The 19,550-nt window shown below is 51.7% G+C and carries 16 protein-coding genes; 5 read left to right on the forward strand and 11 right to left on the reverse strand.

Translation table 11 applies throughout. The features are described from left to right. The first annotated feature begins 196 nt into the window (after window positions 1-196). On the forward strand, window positions 197-1,285 hold the full coding sequence (locus VGS11_09075) for a GTP-binding protein (protein HEV2120237.1): 1,089 nt from the start codon (window positions 197-199) through the stop codon (window positions 1,283-1,285). A 15-nt stretch (window positions 1,286-1,300) separates the two neighbouring features. Here the strand turns inward: VGS11_09075 and VGS11_09080 are convergent, their stop codons facing one another. The 5 genes from VGS11_09080 to VGS11_09100 all read right to left on the reverse strand — a co-directional run bounded on the left by VGS11_09080 (window position 1,301) and on the right by VGS11_09100 (window position 7,155). After that, complete coding sequence (locus VGS11_09080; protein ID HEV2120238.1) at window positions 1,301-2,686, reverse strand: aspartate kinase; 1,386 nt, start codon at window positions 2,684-2,686, stop codon at window positions 1,301-1,303. A 20-nt stretch (window positions 2,687-2,706) separates the two neighbouring features. Then, entirely contained in the window at window positions 2,707-3,723 is a 1,017-nt protein-coding gene (locus VGS11_09085) for a homoserine dehydrogenase (GenBank protein HEV2120239.1), read from the reverse strand. After that, window positions 3,720-4,949 carry a threonine synthase gene (gene thrC / locus VGS11_09090; GenBank protein ID HEV2120240.1) on the reverse strand — a complete coding sequence of 410 codons (1,230 nt, stop codon included), beginning with the start codon at window positions 4,947-4,949 and terminating at the stop codon, window positions 3,720-3,722. Before thrC ends, VGS11_09085 begins: the two co-directional genes overlap by 4 nt. A gap of 5 nt (window positions 4,950-4,954) precedes the next feature. Then, the gene (locus VGS11_09095; GenBank protein HEV2120241.1) at window positions 4,955-5,965 is read right to left on the reverse strand and encodes a homoserine kinase; all 1,011 of its coding nucleotides are present in this window, start codon (window positions 5,963-5,965) and stop codon (window positions 4,955-4,957) included. A gap of 434 nt (window positions 5,966-6,399) precedes the next feature. Next, window positions 6,400-7,155 carry a hypothetical protein gene (locus tag VGS11_09100; GenBank protein ID HEV2120242.1) on the reverse strand — a complete coding sequence of 252 codons (756 nt, stop codon included), beginning with the start codon at window positions 7,153-7,155 and terminating at the stop codon, window positions 6,400-6,402. Window positions 7,156-7,229: 74 nt separating this feature from the next. On the opposite strand from VGS11_09100, the gene VGS11_09105 reads away from it, so the two are divergent. From VGS11_09105 to VGS11_09115, 3 genes are all read left to right on the forward strand, one after another. After that, window positions 7,230-8,273 carry a M48 family metalloprotease gene (locus VGS11_09105; protein ID HEV2120243.1) on the forward strand — a complete coding sequence of 348 codons (1,044 nt, stop codon included), beginning with the start codon at window positions 7,230-7,232 and terminating at the stop codon, window positions 8,271-8,273. 77 nt (window positions 8,274-8,350) lie between these two features. Next, the gene (locus tag VGS11_09110) at window positions 8,351-8,734 is read left to right on the forward strand and encodes a hypothetical protein (GenBank protein ID HEV2120244.1); all 384 of its coding nucleotides are present in this window, start codon (window positions 8,351-8,353) and stop codon (window positions 8,732-8,734) included. 3 nt (window positions 8,735-8,737) lie between these two features. Further along, a complete protein-coding gene (locus VGS11_09115) occupies window positions 8,738-9,448 on the forward strand; it encodes a ubiquinone/menaquinone biosynthesis methyltransferase (protein ID HEV2120245.1) in 711 nt (236 codons plus the stop codon). Window positions 9,449-9,502: 54 nt separating this feature from the next. Here the strand turns inward: VGS11_09115 and VGS11_09120 are convergent, their stop codons facing one another. From VGS11_09120 to VGS11_09135, 4 genes are all read right to left on the reverse strand, one after another. Continuing rightward, window positions 9,503-10,726 (reverse strand): MFS transporter, encoded by a 1,224-nt coding sequence (locus tag VGS11_09120; GenBank protein HEV2120246.1) that lies wholly within the window; start codon window positions 10,724-10,726, stop codon window positions 9,503-9,505. 52 nt (window positions 10,727-10,778) lie between these two features. After that, window positions 10,779-11,462, reverse strand: coding sequence for a hypothetical protein (locus VGS11_09125; GenBank protein ID HEV2120247.1), 684 nt, complete (start codon window positions 11,460-11,462; stop codon window positions 10,779-10,781). A 131-nt stretch (window positions 11,463-11,593) separates the two neighbouring features. Continuing rightward, entirely contained in the window at window positions 11,594-12,010 is a 417-nt protein-coding gene (msrB, locus tag VGS11_09130) for a peptide-methionine (R)-S-oxide reductase MsrB (protein ID HEV2120248.1), read from the reverse strand. Window positions 12,011-12,081: 71 nt separating this feature from the next. Then, a complete protein-coding gene (locus VGS11_09135) occupies window positions 12,082-12,720 on the reverse strand; it encodes an MBL fold metallo-hydrolase (GenBank protein ID HEV2120249.1) in 639 nt (212 codons plus the stop codon). A 289-nt stretch (window positions 12,721-13,009) separates the two neighbouring features. Between VGS11_09135 and VGS11_09140 the strand changes: the two genes are divergently transcribed. Beyond that, entirely contained in the window at window positions 13,010-14,437 is a 1,428-nt protein-coding gene (locus tag VGS11_09140) for a S53 family peptidase (protein HEV2120250.1), read from the forward strand. 109 nt (window positions 14,438-14,546) lie between these two features. On the opposite strand, the gene VGS11_09145 is transcribed toward VGS11_09140, so the two are convergent. Together VGS11_09145 and VGS11_09150 are read right to left on the reverse strand one after the other, a co-directional pair. Further along, the gene (locus tag VGS11_09145; protein ID HEV2120251.1) at window positions 14,547-16,469 is read right to left on the reverse strand and encodes an SBBP repeat-containing protein; all 1,923 of its coding nucleotides are present in this window, start codon (window positions 16,467-16,469) and stop codon (window positions 14,547-14,549) included. Between the two features lie 185 nt (window positions 16,470-16,654). Next, the gene (locus tag VGS11_09150) at window positions 16,655-19,522 is read right to left on the reverse strand and encodes a DEAD/DEAH box helicase (GenBank protein ID HEV2120252.1); all 2,868 of its coding nucleotides are present in this window, start codon (window positions 19,520-19,522) and stop codon (window positions 16,655-16,657) included. Between the last annotated feature and the right edge of the window lie 28 nt (window positions 19,523-19,550).

The raw sequence follows: 19,550 nt of genomic DNA on the forward strand, positions 1-19,550 counted from the left end.
GGATTGCCTTGTCTCGCTCGTCAAGCCAGCCTTCCGCCAGGGATCCGCACCTTCCACTCCTAGTATGCTAGAGGCAACTGAAAAAGCCGCTTTTGTCCGACACCCAGGGGCTGTTCTTTCTTTCGTATTCGGACGATGAATAACGTGAGGTTTACAAGGGCTACAGCTTGTTCACGTGTTCTGAGACGGATCAACGATGGGTCTTCCTGAGAAGATTAAGCAGATTGAGGAGGAGATGAAGAAGACCCAGATCAACAAAAAAACTGAACATCACATTGGCCTTCTCAAAGCCAAACTTGCCCGGTTGCACGAGGAGCTGGAAAGCTCCACCTCCAAGGGTGGAGGCCCAGCCTTCGAGATTCGCAAAGGAGGCGATGCGACAGTCGTTCTCATTGGATTGCCCAGTGTCGGCAAGTCGACCATTCTGAATCGGTTGACAAATGCGAAGTCCAAAGTTGCGGCATATGCTTTCACAACTCTCACCGTTGTCCCTGGGATTCTACGCCTCAACGGGGCGGATATCCAGATCCTCGACCTTCCAGGAATCATCAGCGGCGCGTCTTCGGGACGAGGTAGAGGGAGGAGAGTTCTTTCGGTTGCACGAAATGCAGACCTTGTCCTATTGGTCTTAGACGTGTTTCAGCCGGGACAGATACAATTGTTGAAGAATGAGCTTCACGGCATGGGCATTCGGATCGACCAGAAGCCTCCCGATGTAGTCATCAACAGGGGCAGTAAGGGAGGGCTAGCTCTCACTACAAGCGTCAAGCTGACGAAGCTGACCCCGGCAACTGTCAAGGGAATAGTGGAGGCTTACGGGATTAGTAATGGGGGAATTTTGGTGCGAGAGGATGTCACGGACGAGCAACTGATTGATGTATTGACCGGAAACCGAAGATACGTTCCATCTTTGGTGGTTTTGAACAAGGTTGATCTTGTGAATGAGCAATACCTTGCGGCCGCGAAGAAACAGATTGGATGCGATTTCGTCCCCATTTCGGCCGAGAAGGGATTGAACATGGATCTTCTCGCTGAGAGAATCTGGGAGACTCTCAATTTCATACGAATCTATCTGAAACGTCCTGATGGTGACGCGGACTTCGAGAAACCTCTTATTCTTCCTGCTGGCTCGACCTTGCGAGATGTCTGCAAAAAGATCAGTCCACGATTTGTCGAGGGAGCCAAGTACGCTTTCGTTTCAGGATCAAGCGTAAAATTCACTGGTCAAAGGGTGAGTCTCGACCATGTTCCCGCTGACAAAGATGTCGTCACGATCATGCGATGATAAAGCATGGGAGACTCAACCAAGTTTGAATTCGTCGTGAAGGGCCTTCACTGCTTCTGGGCCGTCCCTGCGCGATACTACAAACGATACGTTGTACTCTGAGGAGCCTTGAGCGACCATGCGGACATTTACTTTTCGTTTTGCGACCGCTGTAAATATCCTGGCTGCGACTCCCGGCGTTCCCTTCATTCCCGATCCAACGACAGCAATGATACAGGCGTCTTTCTCTTCAGCTATTCTTTCCACGTACCCTTGCCCCATCAACGCCAATTGAAGAGCCCTGACTGCGCGGTCAACCTCCCTATTCGCGACAACGCATGATATGGTCGCCTCTGAGGAGCCTTGAGATATCATCATCACGTTGATGTTGTTTGAACCGAGGGTCTGGAAGACTTTTGCAGCTACTCCGGGGGCACCCATCATTCCGCTGCCACTCACTGTCACGATGCCGACGTCCCTGATGATCGAAACCGCCTTGACGACTTTGCCTCCATTGTGAGGCTCATTTGCTGAGACGAGAGTCCCGTTCCTGCTTGGCTTGGACGAGTTCTTGATCCGAACTGGGATTTTCTTCTCTCCCGCAGGCTGTAATGCTCGAGGGTGCATCATCTTAGCTCCGAAATACGACAATTCTAACGCCTCTCCGAACGAGATGTTGGGGAGAAGAGCGGCGTCCTTGACGATTCTAGGATCCGCTGTCATCAACCCGTCCACGTCGGTCCATATCCATATCTCGTCAGCTCCAAGCGCAGCCGCCAGCATTGTTGCAGTGTAGTCGGATCCTCCTCGTCCGAGGGTCGTGATGCTTCCGTCAACTGTGGCTGCGATGAACCCTGTTACAACCGGGATTACTTTGCGACTCCACAACGAGTCCAGACGTTGGTGGACTTGGAGGTAGCTGGTCTCCATGAGGGGTCTTGCCTCACCAAAATTGTCATCTGTGGTAATTCCTGCTTCGGCACCCGTCAATGCCTTGGTCTTTAGGCCGGCTGTTGACAATGTCGCTGCGAGAATTGGAGTTGATAGTCTTTCGCCAAAGGACAGGAGATAGTCGCGGCTCCGGGATGTTAGCTCTCTGAGGTGCGCTATTCCCTCTACTGTTCGCTCAAGTTCCAAGTTGAGCTGTTCTAATCTCGATACAAGTTCTCGGGTCTCTCCTCTACTCGCAACCATCCGTGCGATCTTGAGATGAGATACCTCAATCTTCGAGAGGAGTTTTCTCGCCCGCCGCAGGTCTCCTTTCTTGGCGAGGTCTGAGATCTTGATGAGTTGATCTGTTGTCTCTCCGATCGCGGAGGCGACAACGACAACCTTGTTTCCCTCAGAGTAGCGTTGGACTATCCTTGCTGCATTCTTGATTCTGAGGCTGCTGCCTATGGATGTGCCGCCGAACTTCATCACGAGCTTCAATATTGTCCCCTTTATGCTGCGTACCCTTGGCGTATGCTGACGATGTCTCGAACTATTGCGCTAGCCGTTCTTTCGCCTCCAGCGCCAGGCCCGATGAGGGTTATGTCACCGGCGTGTTCTGTTGAAAATGTGAGCGCGTTCAGAGTGTTCGGAACGCATGTGGGGTCGTCTGCGCGAACCTCTTCGGGACCTACTGAGGCTGATGATTCTTCAATTCTGCCAATAAGTTTGATTTTCGCACCTGATGCTCTTGCTTGGTTGAGTTTCTGCAGTGTGACCTTGGTTATGCCTGTGATCTCTAGGTTCCGCAAGTTGTAGCGCTTTTTCAGAATCCAGTCTGCGATTATGACGATCTTCGCGGCAGTGTCGAGTCCTTCGATATCGTTTGTGGGGTCTTTTTCGGCGTAGCCTTTTTTCTGTGCTTCTGCTAATGCTTTTTCGAATGTCAGGGAGGAGTTTTCCATTCTAGTTAGGATGTAGTTTGTTGTTCCGTTGAGGATTCCTCTGATTCGGATGATTCTTTCTCCGGGCATGCACTTTGCAGCGAAGTCGAGGAATGGGGTTCCTCCGCCTACTGTTCCACTGAATCGGAGTTGTCGCTTGCGATGGTTCGCGAGTTCGAGAAGCGCCGGCATGGCTAGGGCGAGGGGACCCTTGTTCGCGGTGACTACGTGTTTTCCGTTGGCGAGCGCGGTTTTGATGTTGGACAGTCCTGGTTCAGCGTCTTTGAAGTTGGTAGGCGTTGTTTCTACGACAATTTCTGCCTCACTGTTAGAAATGAGGCGAGCGCTGTTACTGTTGCGACTGCCTGTTCCTGGATACTTGGCTACTGTTCCGTACTTCTTCTTGGTTTTCAGGGCTAGCGGAATGTTGAGTCCGGATTTGTCGGAGCAGGATCCTTGGCTATCTACTATGGTGGTGAGTTTGGGTCGGAAGCCGTATGCTTGCAGAAGTCGGTCTGCGTCTTGGTGGAGAATCTGTGCGAGGGCTTGGCCGACGGTTCCGAAGCCGGCCAGTATGATTCTCAAACGATCCGCTCGAGGGCATCTAAGCTAGTTTTGTTAGTAATGTCGAAAGTGTAACCTGTCTGGGACTTGGGCAGTCGCTCTAGAACTGATGGGTCTTTCAGCCCGTGGCCGGTTGTGACGCAGACGATAGTCTCTGACGGGTCGATCTTTCCACTCCCTCGAAGTTTCTTTAGTCCCGCGATGGAAGCGGCGCTGGCTGGCTCAACGAAGATTCCCTCGAGAGTTGCAAGTTCCTGTTGAGCATGGAGGATTTCGGGGTCAGTGACGGTTTCTGCTGTTCCCTTCGACTCCTTTATGGCCTTGAGGACTTTTGGCCAGTTTACGGGGGATCCAATTCTGATTGCTGTTGCGATTGTTTGTGGATTGTGAACTGGACGGATCTTGTTCTCCCGGTTTTTCACGGCATGCGCAATTGGTGCCGCTTTTTCCGCTTGAACTCCAACCATTCTCGGCCTTGTCCGGGTGATCGATAATTGTTGAAATTCGGTGAAACCCTTCCATGCCGCACTGATGTTGCCACCGTTTCCAACTGGCAGTATCACCGTGTCCGGGGTTTTCGAGAGAAGCTGGTCAGAAATCTCGAAGGCGAGTGTTTTTTGTCCTTCGAGTCTATAGGGGTTGATGGAGTTCATCAGGTAGAGTTCTTTTTTCCGATTTGCTAGCTCTAACGCTGTTTGGAGGGCCTGATCAAAGTCTCCGTTTACCTGAATGATCTTTGCTCCGTGCATGGTTACCTGGAGCATCTTGCCCCCGGCGACCTTTCCCTTCGGGACGATCACTATGCATTCCATCCCAGCTCGTGCTGAGTAAGCTGATAGAGAGGCCGCAGTGTTTCCAGTAGAAGCGCAGAGAACTTTCTTCTTCCCGAGCTCTTTCGCTTTCGATATTGCAACTGTCATTCCTCGGTCTTTGAAGGAGCCAGTCGGGTTTTCTCCTTCATTCTTGATGTAGAGTTTCTTTAGCCCAAGCTTGCGTCCGAGGCGTTGACACCAATGAAGACCTGTTCCTCCTTCAGCTAGGCTAATGATGGAATCTTCTTTCTCGATCGGCAGAAGCTCTCTGTATTTCCAAACTGAGAGTTGTCGAGTATCCCAAGATGGTTTTCTCTTGCCTGCGAGGTCGAACTTCACCTCTAAGAGCCCGCCACAGTTCTTGCATCGGAAGCCGGTTTCACTCGCGGGAGAGTCTTTCTGACATTCGGAGCATTGAAGCTTGTAACGCCACAATCGGATTAATCGCTCCTGATGATGCGGGCTTTGCCAGCGGATCTTGTTACAAATAACGTGGATTCAACATGGTGCCTCGAGAATTCTTTCACCATGACTCTTCCGATTTTTCTTGGGTCCTGCTTTGTCTTGTCGACGAATGCCACTACGCTAGGCCCCGCGCCGCTGATCGCTACTCCACTTGCGCGCGCGGTAAGTGCGGCTTTCTTCACCATCTTGTAGCCTGGAACGAGTCTCTCTCTGTGGGGTTCTGCGATCGCGTCTTCCATTCCGCTACCGATCAGATCTATATCGCCTTTGGCGAATCCGAGGGCGATGGCTGATGCTCGTCCAATGTTGAGGATCGCCTCCTTGACCTTGATCTTCTCGGGAACAAGTTTCCTTGCAAGGCCTGTCTTGTTCTTCGGGATCCGAGTTTTCGGCGAGACGACTACGATGGAGAGTTTGGTTGGTGGTTTCACTGAGACGGTTCTGAGAGGATTCCCATACGAGATTACGAATCCTCCTAGAAGTGATGCGCCGACATTGTCGGCGTGAGCTGATCCTGAAGCTGCGGCTTCTCCGAGACTGGCAATCCTAACCAGTTCGTCGTTGGAAAGGTCTAGCTGCAGCAGATGGTTCATTGCTTTGGCGCAAGCTGCGGCTGTAGCGCCGCTGCTGCCAAGACCCAGACCGGGTGGAATGTTCTTCTCGATGGTTATCTCAACGCCCATTTCTGCTCCGCTCCTGTCGAGTAATGTTTGAGCAGGTGGACCGGCCGAATTCTTGTCTGGGGCTCTGGGCAGCTCTCTGCTGTGCGGTCCTCGGGCTTCGATTCTGACATTTCTGTCGCTTGTCGTCCGTATTTGTACTCGGTCCGCGAACTTGTCGAGTGCTAGCCCGAATACGTCGAAGCCCGCTCCAAGATTAGCGGTAGAACAGTACGCCTCGACCCTAACAGCCTTGCCAGGGATCAACGTTTCGATTTCCCGACCGAGCCTCAACTCTTCTTTCGATAATAACTGGTCTCGTACCAATGCCTCGATTCGGCCGACAGGGAAGACGACCCAAATCGCCCATTCTCAGCCCTGTTCTCGTTTCTGGGAAGCCTCGGTCTATTGTCCGGAGATTCGTTCGGGTTTGTCGCGATTTTTCCAACGCCATTTTAGCGTGGATTGTGCCCGGAATCGCTTGTCTTGCCCATTGTCAGTGCCAGACAGGAAACGATTTCTGGATAATAGGGGGTCTTAGCGATCTTGTCTCACGACGCAGGAGTGGCGGAGGCAACGCGCTGACGAGGGCTTGCGAGGAGTTTATTCGCGTATCATGGATAATAGACCATTTTCGTGACACATAATACTACGATTCTCCGCATCTCCTTCTTGTGGCGGAGATGCTTTTTCATGCATGCTCTCCACTTTCGGAGATTGTGTCCCCAGGAGCAATCTCGAGCTTGGTTTCTCGCTCAGGTTCAGATCATTTTGAAATCTGCTTGCGGAATGTCCGCTCGTAGTACTGCCCCTGAGCTCCCGTCTAAGAGGGCGTTGTAGCTTCGGCCCTTGTATTCGTAGGTGCTGAACCAGATCGGAGCGTGAAGATAGGTCGGCTTGTCGACTTTGAAATTGGTAGTAAAGGAAATTATCTGGTCAACCTCCTGTTTCGCCAAGAACTTCTGGTTCGTTTCGACCTCGTCCTTAGCGTGCTGAATCGCCTCTTCACTAGTCATCTCACTGTTGAGGAACTTCGCCCCGGAATCTATTCTCTTGAAATCGAAAGGAGTCTTCCCAGTATCTGGTACTGTATAGTCTCGGGTTGGAAACTGCGCTCCCTTGCGGCCAAGCACCAGCCAATCGTAATCCCGATCGATCATGCCCTTTCTAGGGGAAGGTGGCGAGATTCTCTCTAGCACTCCTTCGTAGCTGCTGGCCGCTTGCACTGGCACGAGCCAGAATGGAAGATATCTGAGCTCCAGTGTCAGGATCTTGCTCTTCTTTGCGAGATCGCCTGGTTTCATGAATCCCTCCCGCATCCAGTCTCGAAGAGCGTTCTCTATGCTAGCAGAGTTATTGTTGTTCAGTATGAGACTGTGTTCTAGCTGGAACGGTTCGTCGGCGCCGACAACGGCTGTGTAGCCGCAGTAGCGGCAGGTCGAGACGATCTCTCCGGGGTTGATGCTGAGAGGTGCACCGCAGTTTGTGCATTTTATCTCTGAAACGATCCCGGACATTGTTCTCTCTTCAATTGTTCTAGGATAGAATTAATGAGGGCCGAATTAAGCTCTCTAGACCAAGGAAGAAGAATTTGGCAGGACTCGGCGCTCTCAAACGCACGATGAGTTTCACGATAATTCTAGTCTTCGCCATATTTCTCGGGCTAATCCTGGTAATCTCCTCATTCTTCCTTGACCCGTTCACCGGACTAGTCCTTGGCCTAGTAGGCGCTCTCTTCATCATACTACTACAGTACCTGATAGGACCCGTGATCGTTCGTGCTACAAGCCGTTTGCACTATCTTGGTCCTGGTGAGAATCGGTGGCTTGAGTCAAAGGTAAGCCAGCTCGCCTCGAAAGCAGGCGTCCCGATCCCACGACTAGCCATCTCGCCTGACCCGACCCCTAACGCGTTCGTTTTCGGCCGCACGAGCAAAGGCGCTACACTCGCCGTCCACCAAGGTCTCCTTCAACGACTTGACGAGAACGAGATCGAAGGAGTCTTAGCTCACGAACTCGGTCATGTCAAGCACCGTGACTTTATCGTTGTAACAATGATCAGCGCAATTCCCCTTGTTGCTTACCTCATCGCACGTTCTGTCCTCTGGGGTGGAATCGCCAGCGGCTACAGCGGACGCAGCAACAAGAACAATAGCGCCGGAGTCTTGATTGTCGTCGCAGTCGTAGCCTACGCAGTCTACATTCTTACCACCCTACTGGCACTCCGTCTTACCCGTCTTAGAGAGAGCTACGCAGACGCGTATTCGGCCTTTCTAACCCAGCAGCCCAGAGAACTGGAAAGCGCTCTCACAAAGATTGCCTACGGTTTATCTCTCGCCCCCGGAGAACCGCACGGAGCCCGAGCTTTCTTCATCGAAGATCCCGCCCAAGCAAAGCAGGATGTTGCAAGCATCATGGACCAGAAATCGAAATATGATCTTGACAAGGATGGAGTCCTGAGCGAGCGAGAGCTAGAAGCGGCCATGGCACAAGAGGCCAAATCGAACTGGCGCAAAGCCGCCGAGCTGTTCATGACCCATCCGCCCACCTACAGGAGGATCCTTATGCTAAGAGAGATTGAACAGGACATGAACTCAGGAAACTTCCAGCAGAATAAAGCGTACGATCACGTCTGACAAGGAGCGGCCGACTCGCCCGATGATTACAATAGAACTATAAACCGGAACAACGGCCGATCCAACGAAGATCAAAGATGCTAAGGGTTCCATGGGCCCCACTGAATGGTGGAGTATTTCTCATAATATTCGGCACGGTCATGCTTCTCTCCATAGTCGGCGCGGGCGGTCTCAGCCTGTCCACGGGCATACCTTTGATCTTCCTGGCGTTCGGAGCCTGGCTCATTCTCGTCGCCTTCGTTGTGCATGGACCTGATGACCGATATGCTCCTCCCCGGTCGATGATCCTCGCTTGGGGCGGTATGGTCGCCTTCCTCGGTGCTGCATGGCTCGTCGCTACCTACAACTTACTTCTAGTCCCCGCCGTCATACTCGTCGTCATAATAGTTCTCGGAATTGGCGCTGTCGGCTACGCTTTGACCCGAGCTGAGAGTAGGAAAGCGCATCCTCCAGTCGCGTAGACCGTGTACGATTCCAAAGCCCGGTACGTTCGAAGCCTCTTCTCTAAGGTCCCACTAGAATACGACCTATTACTAGGACTGCTCAGTTTCGGCCAAGATAGAAGATGGCGCGCATTTGTTGTCGAACAGGCTGAACCTCAGTCCGACAGCGTTGTGCTGGATGTGGCAACAGGGACAGGACTTTTGGCAGCAGATTTTGCGAATTCTATCGCAAACAACGGCCTAGTCGTTGGTGTCGACTTGACCCTAACCATGCTTCAGACCGCAAAAGAAAGGTTGAGACGGAAAGGGCTGACCGAAAGAACCGACTGGGTACTGGCCCGCGCAGAGAATCTGCCCTTCAGAGACGATTCCTTCAGGTCTGCGTCGATCAGTCTTGCGCTCAGAAATGTATCAGACGCACGATTAACATTTAGAGAGATGGCCAGAGCAACCAGCCCGGGTGGAGTTGTAATCTCTCTCGACTTCGCCCGGCCGCCAAACCGAATATTCCGTTTATTCTACTATGATTATCTTCTAGGACTGTTTCCCATCTTCGGAAGAATAGTTTCAAAGGCTTGGGCGAGAACCCTGTCCTATCTTGGCCGCTCTATACTGAAGTCTCGAAGCGGAACTCAGATCGCGACTCTTATGATCGAGGAAGGCGTTCCAGATACTAAACTTGTTCCTCTAACACAAGGAATCGTTTACGCGGTCTATGGAAAGAAGCGATAGAAGGCAAAAGCCAAAGTGAATGGAATGGCAGAGCCGCGGCCGCGTCTTTGAATCTTACGACACCGCAATAACTTCTGAATCCCCAATTCGTTTTGGCTGTTTGGAATCAGAGGTGCGACCGAGACTCAACCAGGCTAGAATAGCAAGCGCCACGAACAGTGATGAGGTTGCATAGAAGTTCGTTGTAGGCTTTAGCGAATAGAGGGAACCTCCTATGTAAGATCCAAGTACAAACCCCAGGCTCTCTAGGGTCAGGTAGAACCCGAACTGGCCAGCTCTTGACGCTCCCTTCCGAATTATCGAAAGAATGGAGTAGGCTACAAGACTTGGTGCTCTTGCGCTTCCGATGAGGAAAACCAATGGAAACGCGAACAAGAGGTTTCTCGTAAGAAGGACCCCGACGAGGCCTATTGATGACAGAAGGAGCCCCAGAGCCATAGTCCCGCCGTTGCCTCTAGCATCCGCTCTCCTACCGAGGACAACGGCGAAAACGGCGGCTCCTAGGGACTGAAGCGCGCCTAGAAGCAGTATGATCGACGGGCCTAGACTGAGAGTGTCTTGGAAGTAGAGAGGGATGAATGGCGCGGTGACGCTCCAGGCTACAGCCGCTCCAGCTAGATAGAGAAGAAGAGACCCCTCTCGACGGGACCTAGGGAATTCGAGCAAACGGGAGCTAGCATCACTTTCTAGCGGAGGTTGTGGTTTCATCAGGAAGAGGACTATCGTCGAAACTGTGAAGAAAACGAACGTGAGAATGAAGATGCCTCGTATGGAGATCCAGTTGAGTAACAGGCTCCCGACCAAGGGTGAAAAGACGATTCCCAGTGGAGCTGACGCCCATGTTATGCCAAAGTTGGAGGCTGACTTGGCTTTGTCAGCGGATCCCGCGATGTAAGCGTTGAATGCTGGAATATTGAACCCTGATAATTGAAGTAAGATTATTCCGGGAATCACGTCAGTCCAGGTTCTCGCGAAATAGTAGATTAGTGGCTCTGGGATGCTCATTGCCCAGCCTATGATCAATATGGCTTTCAGTTCGTACTTGTTCGCGAGTATTCCTCCGGGAATCATGCTGAGAGCAAGGGCGAGGAACCCGATTGAGAATACGATGCCCACATCGTTGGGGGACGCTTGGAGATCTCGCAGGAACAACGGCCAGATGTAGTTGTAAAGGCCTAGTCCAAAGGTCCAGAGGAAAAGGGACAGAAACAGGAGCCGTAGGTCTCTAGGCAGGCTTTGGATTGAAGCTAGAAAATTCAGTCGGCTAGCTGAAAGCAAGACTCAGCGGCCTTTGCTCAGGGGCTCAGTGAAAGGTCGCAAAGATCTATCGTCAGGAGATTACGCCCGTTGCGATTAGTACCCCTGAGACGAAGAAGTACGAGCCGAAGGAGAGGAGGACGATGCCAGCGATGAGATCTAACGCCCATCTTGGAACCTGCATCAGGTAGTCGTAGGAGAACGCGCATACTACGATCAGGAGGATAAGGCTCGCTAGCGCGCCTATGAGGGTCCACTCGATGTTGAAGGCTCCGGCCGCTGCGAGAATAAGACTTGCTTCGAATCCCTCCGTCATTGTGATGCTGAAAACTGGTAGAGAGTTTCTGATCGAGAATGGTATCTGTCCTTTTCCTGTTGTGACGCCCCCGCTGTGGCTACGATCTTTTTCGACAACTTCCTCGCTCCATTTTTCCATCTTCGCCCTGAATGATTTGCCGCGGAAATAGTACTTGACGAATCCTCGCAGAAACCGATAGGAAAAGTAGAGAATGACGACACCAGGTATCAGGTTGATCAGAGCGTCGGAGATTGTCTTCAGCGCAAGAAAGGCTTGGTAGACGACTAGAAACGTGACGATGGATCCGAGGCCTCCAAGGATAACCCCGAGGAAGACGTTCCGCCTACCGATCTGCTTTATTGTTGCAAGAGAGAGGATCGCGACCTCACTCCCTTCTATTAGGAAGGCTTTGAAAGCTAGAAGGAATGATGCTATGATTACAACGTCTAGTCCGGCCATGTTTTCTCATCCGATCGCTCTATGGTGCTCTCTCTACGCCTTTCGAACTAGGGCGCGTTGATATCTCTAACGGTAGCTTATCCTACCTTCATCGTTTCGCAAAGTCGCAGTTGCCCAAAAAAAGCAGTCGACTATTGTTTGGGCTCTGCAGACGCGCTTTTCCCATCAGTTTTCCTGAAGCTTAGAGAGAGCGAGTTGACGCAATACCGCAACCCTGTCGGCTGGGGGCCGTCCTCGAAAACGTGGCCCAGATGACCGCCACACTGCTTGCAAAGTATCTCAACCCTATTCATGAAGAGGCTGCGGTCGGATTTCTCTTCGACGTTCTCCTTTGATGCAGCGGCCCAGAAGCTGGGCCACCCGGTTCCAGACTCAAACTTTGTATCGGATGAGAATAGTGGTGCTCCACATCCCGCGCAGACATACATTCCCCTCTCATTATTGTGGAGGTATTTTCCGGTAAAGGGCCGTTCGGTCGCCTTCTTTCTCAAAACCTGGTAGGTCTCGGTGTCGAGCTGCTTCTTCCATTCTTCTTCGGATTTTTTCATTACTATCTAGAGGGCTATTGCGGTAGATAATCCTAATCGCCCTCGGAATGATCTTTTGAAGTATCTAGAACCTATGGAACGCGTCTGGACATTCTTCCTACAAAGGGATTGGCTAGTTTTTCGTCGCCTATGCTTGTCTCCGGGCCGTGCCCCGGATAAACGATGGTATCGTCGGGCAGGGTCAACAGGCGCCCCGTTATTGAATGGACCAGGGTGTCGAGGTCTCCGCCTGGAAGATCAGTTCGTCCTATAGACCGGTTGAACAACGCGTCTCCGGTCATGACAAAGCCCTGACCAACTATGCTAATGCTTCCGGGAGAATGTCCGGGAGTGTGAATCAATTTTACCACGTCCCCGCCTATCGGCATGGAGTCTCCGTTCTTGAGAAATCGATCTACTTTGGGTGGCGGGGGGACGCTGAAACCCATGAACTGCAGGACCCGTGCCTGCATCGACTCTAGAATCTCAGCGTCTCCTCTGTGAATGGTGAAAGGGAGACGCAGCTCTTCTTTGATCTTGTTGACGCCGAGAACATGGTCAAAGTGTGCGTGTGTGGCTACTATCATTCGCGGTTTGAGTCCGAGATCTTTCATTAATTGTAGGATTCGTTCAGGTTCATCTCCTGGGTCAATTATGACCCCCTCGTTTTCTGACTGAAGAATGTAGCAATTGGTCTGTAGCCTTCCGACAACCAGACTATGAATTCGCATCATGTCTCCCTCCGTAGCGGGAAAACGCCGTTCGATATGAATTTGAGATTAGGATCTCGCTTACAAGCACGTCCGTTGTTTCAGTCCGCCTCATAATGGGTTCAGTTTCTGTGTTTGGGACGCCAAACGAACCGCATTAGGGGCCTTTCATACAATCGTTCCGCAACGTTAGTCAAGTCGAAAAGTGTAGACTCCTCTTGTAGATGACAGAAACAGCGTAAACGGGTAGTCCGTAGATATCTACGGACAGCCAAAGCCCTTAAATGTGTAGTAGCATTATCTCGAAATCATGAAGAAAATACTCGGTATTATGGCTATAGCAGTCTCAATCTCAATGCTGATGTCACCCGTAGCTTTCGCATCCCTAATCACCAACGCACCAAGTTCCGGTAATTTCCAATACTCCCCACTAAACTACAGGATACAGGTCTCGCCGGACACTATTATTCCGGACGCTCTGCCATTCTGTAGAGCGAGCAGCGGACTTACTCTAATATGCTACACTCCAACATACCTCAGATCGGCCTATAACTTTCCATCTAACCTTGATGGAACGGGCCAGACAATACTCATCGTCGATGCTTTCGGAAGCCCGACAATAACGAATGATCTAACAGTCTTCGACCAGCGCTTTAATCTACCAGCGGCGGACTTCACGATCCTATGTCCCTCTGGCGGATGCCCCGTCTACGATCCGACTGATACGCACCATGACGAAACCGGATGGGCATTCGAAACTAGCCTCGACGTCGAGTACGCCCACGCCATGGCACCCGGCGCGAAAATAGTGCTGGTTGTTGCATCTACATCCTCGGGCAACGCAATCAATGTTGCGGAAGCCAATGCGATCAGTCTCTACCCCGGTAGCATAATGTCACAAAGCTTCGGAATCCCAGAATTTCTAGTGCACAACAATAATGCCCAAGTCAAGCAGGCAAACAACAACTATCTTGCAGCTCAAGCCGCAGGCATCACAGTCTTCGCCTCTGCAGGCGACGCTGGCGCAACAAATGGTGGACCATTCGCCAACGCTCTGTTCCCAGCATCCAATCCGCTGAATATAGCGGTCGCGGGAACCGAGGGCAATCCCTACATCGCCCCTGGAACAGTATCAAGCTGCGCCGCTGGAGCAACCTGTAGCGCTGGACTAGCGTCCGTTACGGGCCCGTGCAACTCGGGCCGCGCTTTCGGCATGCCGCAATGCACACCAGCTGGCTATGGCGGAGAACAAGTCTGGAACGAAGCAGTGTTCAACCCCGGAGCCACTACTGGAGGAGCACCCAGCCTATTGTTCGGTGTACCATCCTTCCAAGCAGGCTTGACCTACAATGGAGCTGCTCTTACGTCTAGAAACACCGCGGACGTCGCTTACAATGCCGCCATAAACGGTGGAGTCCTCGTCTTCACCAGCTTCCTCGGATTCAATGCCTTCTTCTTCGTGGGAGGAACCAGCGCTGGCTCCCCACAATGGGCAGCGATCGGAGCTTTAGCTAACCAAGCAGCAGGACGTGCATTAGGCACTCTAAACCCGGCGATCTACAAGATTGGAAACAACCCAACAATGTACGCAAGAGACTTCCATGACATCACAGTAGGAAACAATGTAATGACAGGCACATCGGCAGGATTCAATGCCGCCACGGGATGGGACCCAGCCACCGGTTGGGGAACACCCAACGTAGCGAACCTCATACCAGACCTAGTAGCCAACGCGTAAGAATTCCAATAGAGGAGCTAAAGCCTCCTCCAACCCTTTTTTTTGTCAAAACGTAAATGATTCTTAGATGAGCTGTATGCTAATATGAGTCAGTTGGTAGTTGCCCGCACTAGAGACGCATTACTCGACCCGAGCCTCCTCCGGGGAAGCCTGGTCCGGTCGAGAGTGGGACGAATACTTGAACGCGATTGTTCCCGCTATCCGCGACGTACACACTGCCTGCAGTGTCAATAGCCAAGGAAACCGGGTTGTTGAACAACCCATTCAGGCTACCACTCGTGCCCCAGGACGCAACAAAGGTGCCATTGCCAAGGAATTTCTGAGTGCGATTGTTGTAATAGTCAGCGACATAGACATTCCCTGAGAGATCGGAAGCGATGCCTTCCGGGCTCTTAAACTGCCCATTCCCTGGTCCAAGCATTCCCCAAGAAGTTATGAATGCACCGGCGCTAGAAAACTTCTCAACACGATTGTTGCCTGTGTCCGTAACAAACACATTACCCAATGAGTCAACCGCGATCCCGGACGGGTTCTGAAACATTCCGGTGCCGGTCCCGGTTGCTCCCCACTTAGCGAGGAATCCACCTGTGTTGTTAAATTTCTGAATCCGGTTATTGCCGTTGTCCGTTACGTAGACATTGCCGGATCCATCGATAGCCACATTCACCGGCTTCACGAACATTCCATTTGCACTACCCTGACTTCCCCATGATAAAATGAAAGAGCCGGTCGGACTGAATTTTTGGATCCGGTCGTTTTGATAGTCAACAACGTATACGTTCCCTAGAATGTCAACTGCCACACCAGTGGGATTACGGAACTGGCCGGGCCCAGTTCCGTTCGAGCCCCATGCTGTAATGAATCCCCCATTCGTGCCGAACTTTTCCACGCGATTGTTAAGCGCATCTGCCACAAAAACATGCCCAAACCCATCCAAGGCCACGGAGTATGGATCGTCAAACCTGCCAGGGCCGGCGAAGGTAACGCTACTTACGAAGGTCCCAGTTTGCGAAAACTCCTGCACGCGATAGTTGAAGAAATCGCTTACGTAGATATTTCCCGATGAGTCAACGGCAATTCCTACTGGGTTGTTGAACTGACCATTACCGCTACCATGAGACCCAAAGGTCAGCAATAGGGTTCCGGTAGAGGAGAATTTTTCTACCTTGTTGTCCACTCTGGCCGCGATGTACGCGTTTCCTGCAGAGTCAACGGCAACTCCGGCAGGAGACACGATATCCCAGCCATTTACAAAATTGCCGGTTGCGCTAAACCTTGAAACGTTGTTGTTCATATCATCGCTAACGTAAACGAATCCAGAGGGGCCGGCAGCAACCCCATATGGAGAAGTGAAATTTCCTGGTTCTGAGCCGAGTTTGCCGAAACTAGAAACAAATGCGCCAGAATTCCCAAAGATTTGCACGCGAGCATTTCCCTTGTCAGCGGCATAAACGAACCCGGTGCCATTTACCGCAATCCCGTTCAGAGTAATGAATTGTCCCGGGTTTGAGCCACCGCTTCCCCATGCTGTCATTAGGATGCCAGTGTTCGTGAACTTCTGAATGTTGTTGTTCACAGAGTCGCTCACGAACACGTTGCCGGCAGGGTCGAGCGCTATTCCTTGAGGTTGCATGAACTGTCCCGGCCCTGAGCCCCTGGAACCCCAAGAGGCCAACAGTGTTCCATTACCAGCAATTTTTTCCACTTGAGAGTTGTGAAAATCTACAACGTAAATGTTGCCAAGCGGATCGACTGCTATCCCGTTGGGTTCCATGGGTCCGCCTAGTAATCCCCATTTCCCGCTGAAAGCGTAACCATCACCGTGTCCAACCTGTACTACCGCGAGACAGATCAAAACAAGAGAACAAAGGAGAAAGATTTCCCTTCCTCGAAAGTGACCTCCTCCTCCACTTTTGAGTTGAGGAACTCTCGCTGGGGCGGAGAACGCTAACCCCTTGGAATCCGAGTTTAGAAAAATGACTCCATCGTATCTTCTTCCTACCTCCGGGCGCGTAATGAGACGCGGAAGCATTGCCAAGTTCCCTAGCCTTTCAACGTCGTATACATGAGTATGCCTTTGCTAAATGCTCTCCGCCTTAACACCATCGAGATTGCTGAAGAAAGCCAGAGCTTGCTTAGCCTCACTATTACACATGAAAAATTGGTTGAAGACGAATCCAGGTCCGGGTTGCTAAGAGAATTCAGGGGCAAGGTTGGTTAATTATTCCAGAACGGCCTTGTTGCAATGAACTGAAGCTTCGCGTTGAGAAGATCCTTGTAGAATTCTTCGTCTTTGTCATGCATTATCGCGAGCACTCTGCTTGCTGTTTGTGGGCCTATCCCATATACAGATTGGGCAACGACCGCCCGTCTTCCGTAGGAAATCACGAGGTCCGCTGATCTTCTAGCCTTCGCTAACGCCTTCTTCTCGTTTTCGTCAAGATCTTCTTTGTTTCGTTTCCTTTTGAGAATGCTGGCTGAATAGCCGCTGGACCAGAAGAGGGGTGAAAGGAGTCTCGACCCGCAGGCAGTGCACTGAGGATGTTCAGGAAGGTCAGCAATCATGACCTCGGAGTTCAGGACTCCGCAGTCGAAGCAAAGCAGGTCTACGACACGTCCCTCGATAGATATCCGGAGTCGCGCCAGATTGTCAGCAGCAACATTTTCCGGTGCTATGAGCTCCGGAATGTCGACATGCCGGTACAGAATATGGTAGGCCAGGGGCGTGGGCTTGTCCTTTGACTGGAAAAATTGAACCTCCATTGCACCACTCTTGACCCCTTCGAAGATCTCCTTGACCCCATCGAAATCAGAATGCTCCATCAGTGCTTCTCTGATTGTCTCATCATAAATTGGAGTGAGTCGGTATCTCAACATCAGTTCTTTCATCGCGTCCCCGTACATGAGTCGGCCACGGTTTAGTGCGCCGAATCTCTCGGCGACGTGCTTCATATGCAGCTGCCACGGGAAGTGACGATGAAGCACGCCGTGGCACGCTCCACCCAGTACGGGCTCTTCGACTCCGAACACCTCTTTTCTGAAGAGGTTCTCCATGTTGAGGTCGGTCGTATCAGCGTTCATCTCAAAGAGAATTCGATAGGCATCTGACCACCACATTCTAACAAGGCCTTGGCGACGGAAGAGTTCCTCGATCACTTCGCCCAAGGTGAAATTGAGAACGTCACCGAGATGTGCGTGAAGAATAATGTATCGATCGAATCCTTCAATCAAGAATCGCTTTTCTGTCGGAACAAGCGCACCAGTAGCACGATGCGCCTCCATCTCCTCAACGAGTTGCCTCAATCCATAAACATCGGCTGGCCACAGCTGTGATAAGTCTTCGATGGACTCGGATTTTGGAGTATGTTTCGCTAAGAGTCGATCTGCCATAGCCCTGTAGGTGCCAACCTTAGTCGCGAGGGCGCGTGGCACAGGTAGTATTTGCCCGTCCCATCCCGGGATTGCCGCCGTAGGGTCGTCAATTGGAAGGACGTACACCTTTCCATCATCTGTTATTTGTTTGATCTGCCAAACTCGGCCTTTGATGATGAAATTGAGCCCGATCCTGGCCGTAGTCAGCATGAACTCTTCCCCCAGAATGCCAACATTTTGCTGACTGGTGAGATCCACAACCAAGTAACGGCGTTCGTCTGGAATCATGCTAAGATTCTCGAAATAGTAGAACCGAGTGCGCGAGGTTCGGTAGAGGGTTGCGCCTTCTCTCTTCAGGTAACCCATCTTGCGCATGAACTCGACAACCTGGTCAATGGGACCGTCCTCGAGAGACTGGTATGGGTAGGCTCGTTTGATCACGCTCTTCAACTCCGAAAGTTCGCGGCTTCCTTCAGAGTCCATTAGCATCCCAGCGATCTGGTGTGCAAGCACATCAAGTGCTCCGCGGTGGATCTTGGTGTGTTCTAACTTTCCTTCTTTCGCTAGCTCGATAACTCCGATGGATTCTAGGAGGTCCTCGGTTGAAACGGAGACTAGAACCCCGTGAGACGTCCTAGTTAGAGTGTGACCTGAACGTCCGACGCGTTGAACTAGACTGTTCACTTGTCTCGGTGACATGTACTGAACGACTAGGTCAACTGATCCGATGTCTATTCCAAGCTCGAGTGTAGATGTGCAGACGAGTGCTTTGATTTCTCCAGACTTGAACGCCTCTTCCGCTCGGACTCTCTCTTCTTTTGGGAGAGAGCCGTGATGGACCATTATTTTTCGGTCCATCATGTTGAACTTCGAACCTAGGAGCTCGGCGTTTACACGGCTGTTGACGAAGATAAGCGTAGAATCATGAGCCTCCACAAGATCATCGACTAGTGTGAGACGTGCTGCTGCTTCTGGAGTAGTGTAGAGATGTCTGGCTTTCTCTCGATCTTCCTCTCCGGGAGCTGGATACTCCACTTTGTATCGGGTGGATCGACTAAGCGGGATCTGCACGATTTTGACTGGCTGATTTCCGCCGAGAAACTGCGCAATCTCTTCCGGGTTGCCAACGGTTGCAGAGAGTCCCACTCTTTGAAAATCGTCGACCCTAACCTCTCTGAGGCGTTCAAGGCCAACCGTGAGTTGTGCCCCTCGTCGGTCGCCAGCGAGCTCGTGAATCTCGTCGATTACTACTGATTCGACGTGCCGAAGATGCTGTCTCATCCGCCTGCCGGGCAATATGGCTTGAAGCGTCTCTGGAGTGGTTATGAGAAGATCAGGAGGATTGTTTGCCATTCGTCTACGGTCTTTGGTTGGGGTGTCTCCATGCCGGACCTCCACCGAGAACTTCAACTTCACGGACCATGCTTGAAGCCGTTTGAGAAGGTCTCGGTTCAAAGCTCTGAGAGGGGTTATGTAGATTAGCGAGATACCTTGGCGGTTCTCGCGACGAATCATCCTATCGATTAATGGGAGCAGGGCTGCCTCGGTTTTGCCAGAGCCGGTGGGAGCAATAATGAGGACGTTTTCTCCACGGGCGATGAGAGGTATAGCCTCAGCTTGGGGAGGCGTGGGGACAGAGATTCCCGTTTCGAGGAGTAGTCCCTTCAGTGGTGAGGAGAGTAGTGCAAAGGGCTCAAGTGACGCGGGTCCCATGTGTTCTTGGATAGATGGGGAGTAGTTG

This window comes from Candidatus Bathyarchaeia archaeon (assembly GCA_035935655.1).
In the GTDB taxonomy this organism is placed as follows: domain Archaea; phylum Thermoproteota; class Bathyarchaeia; order 40CM-2-53-6; family 40CM-2-53-6; genus 40CM-2-53-6.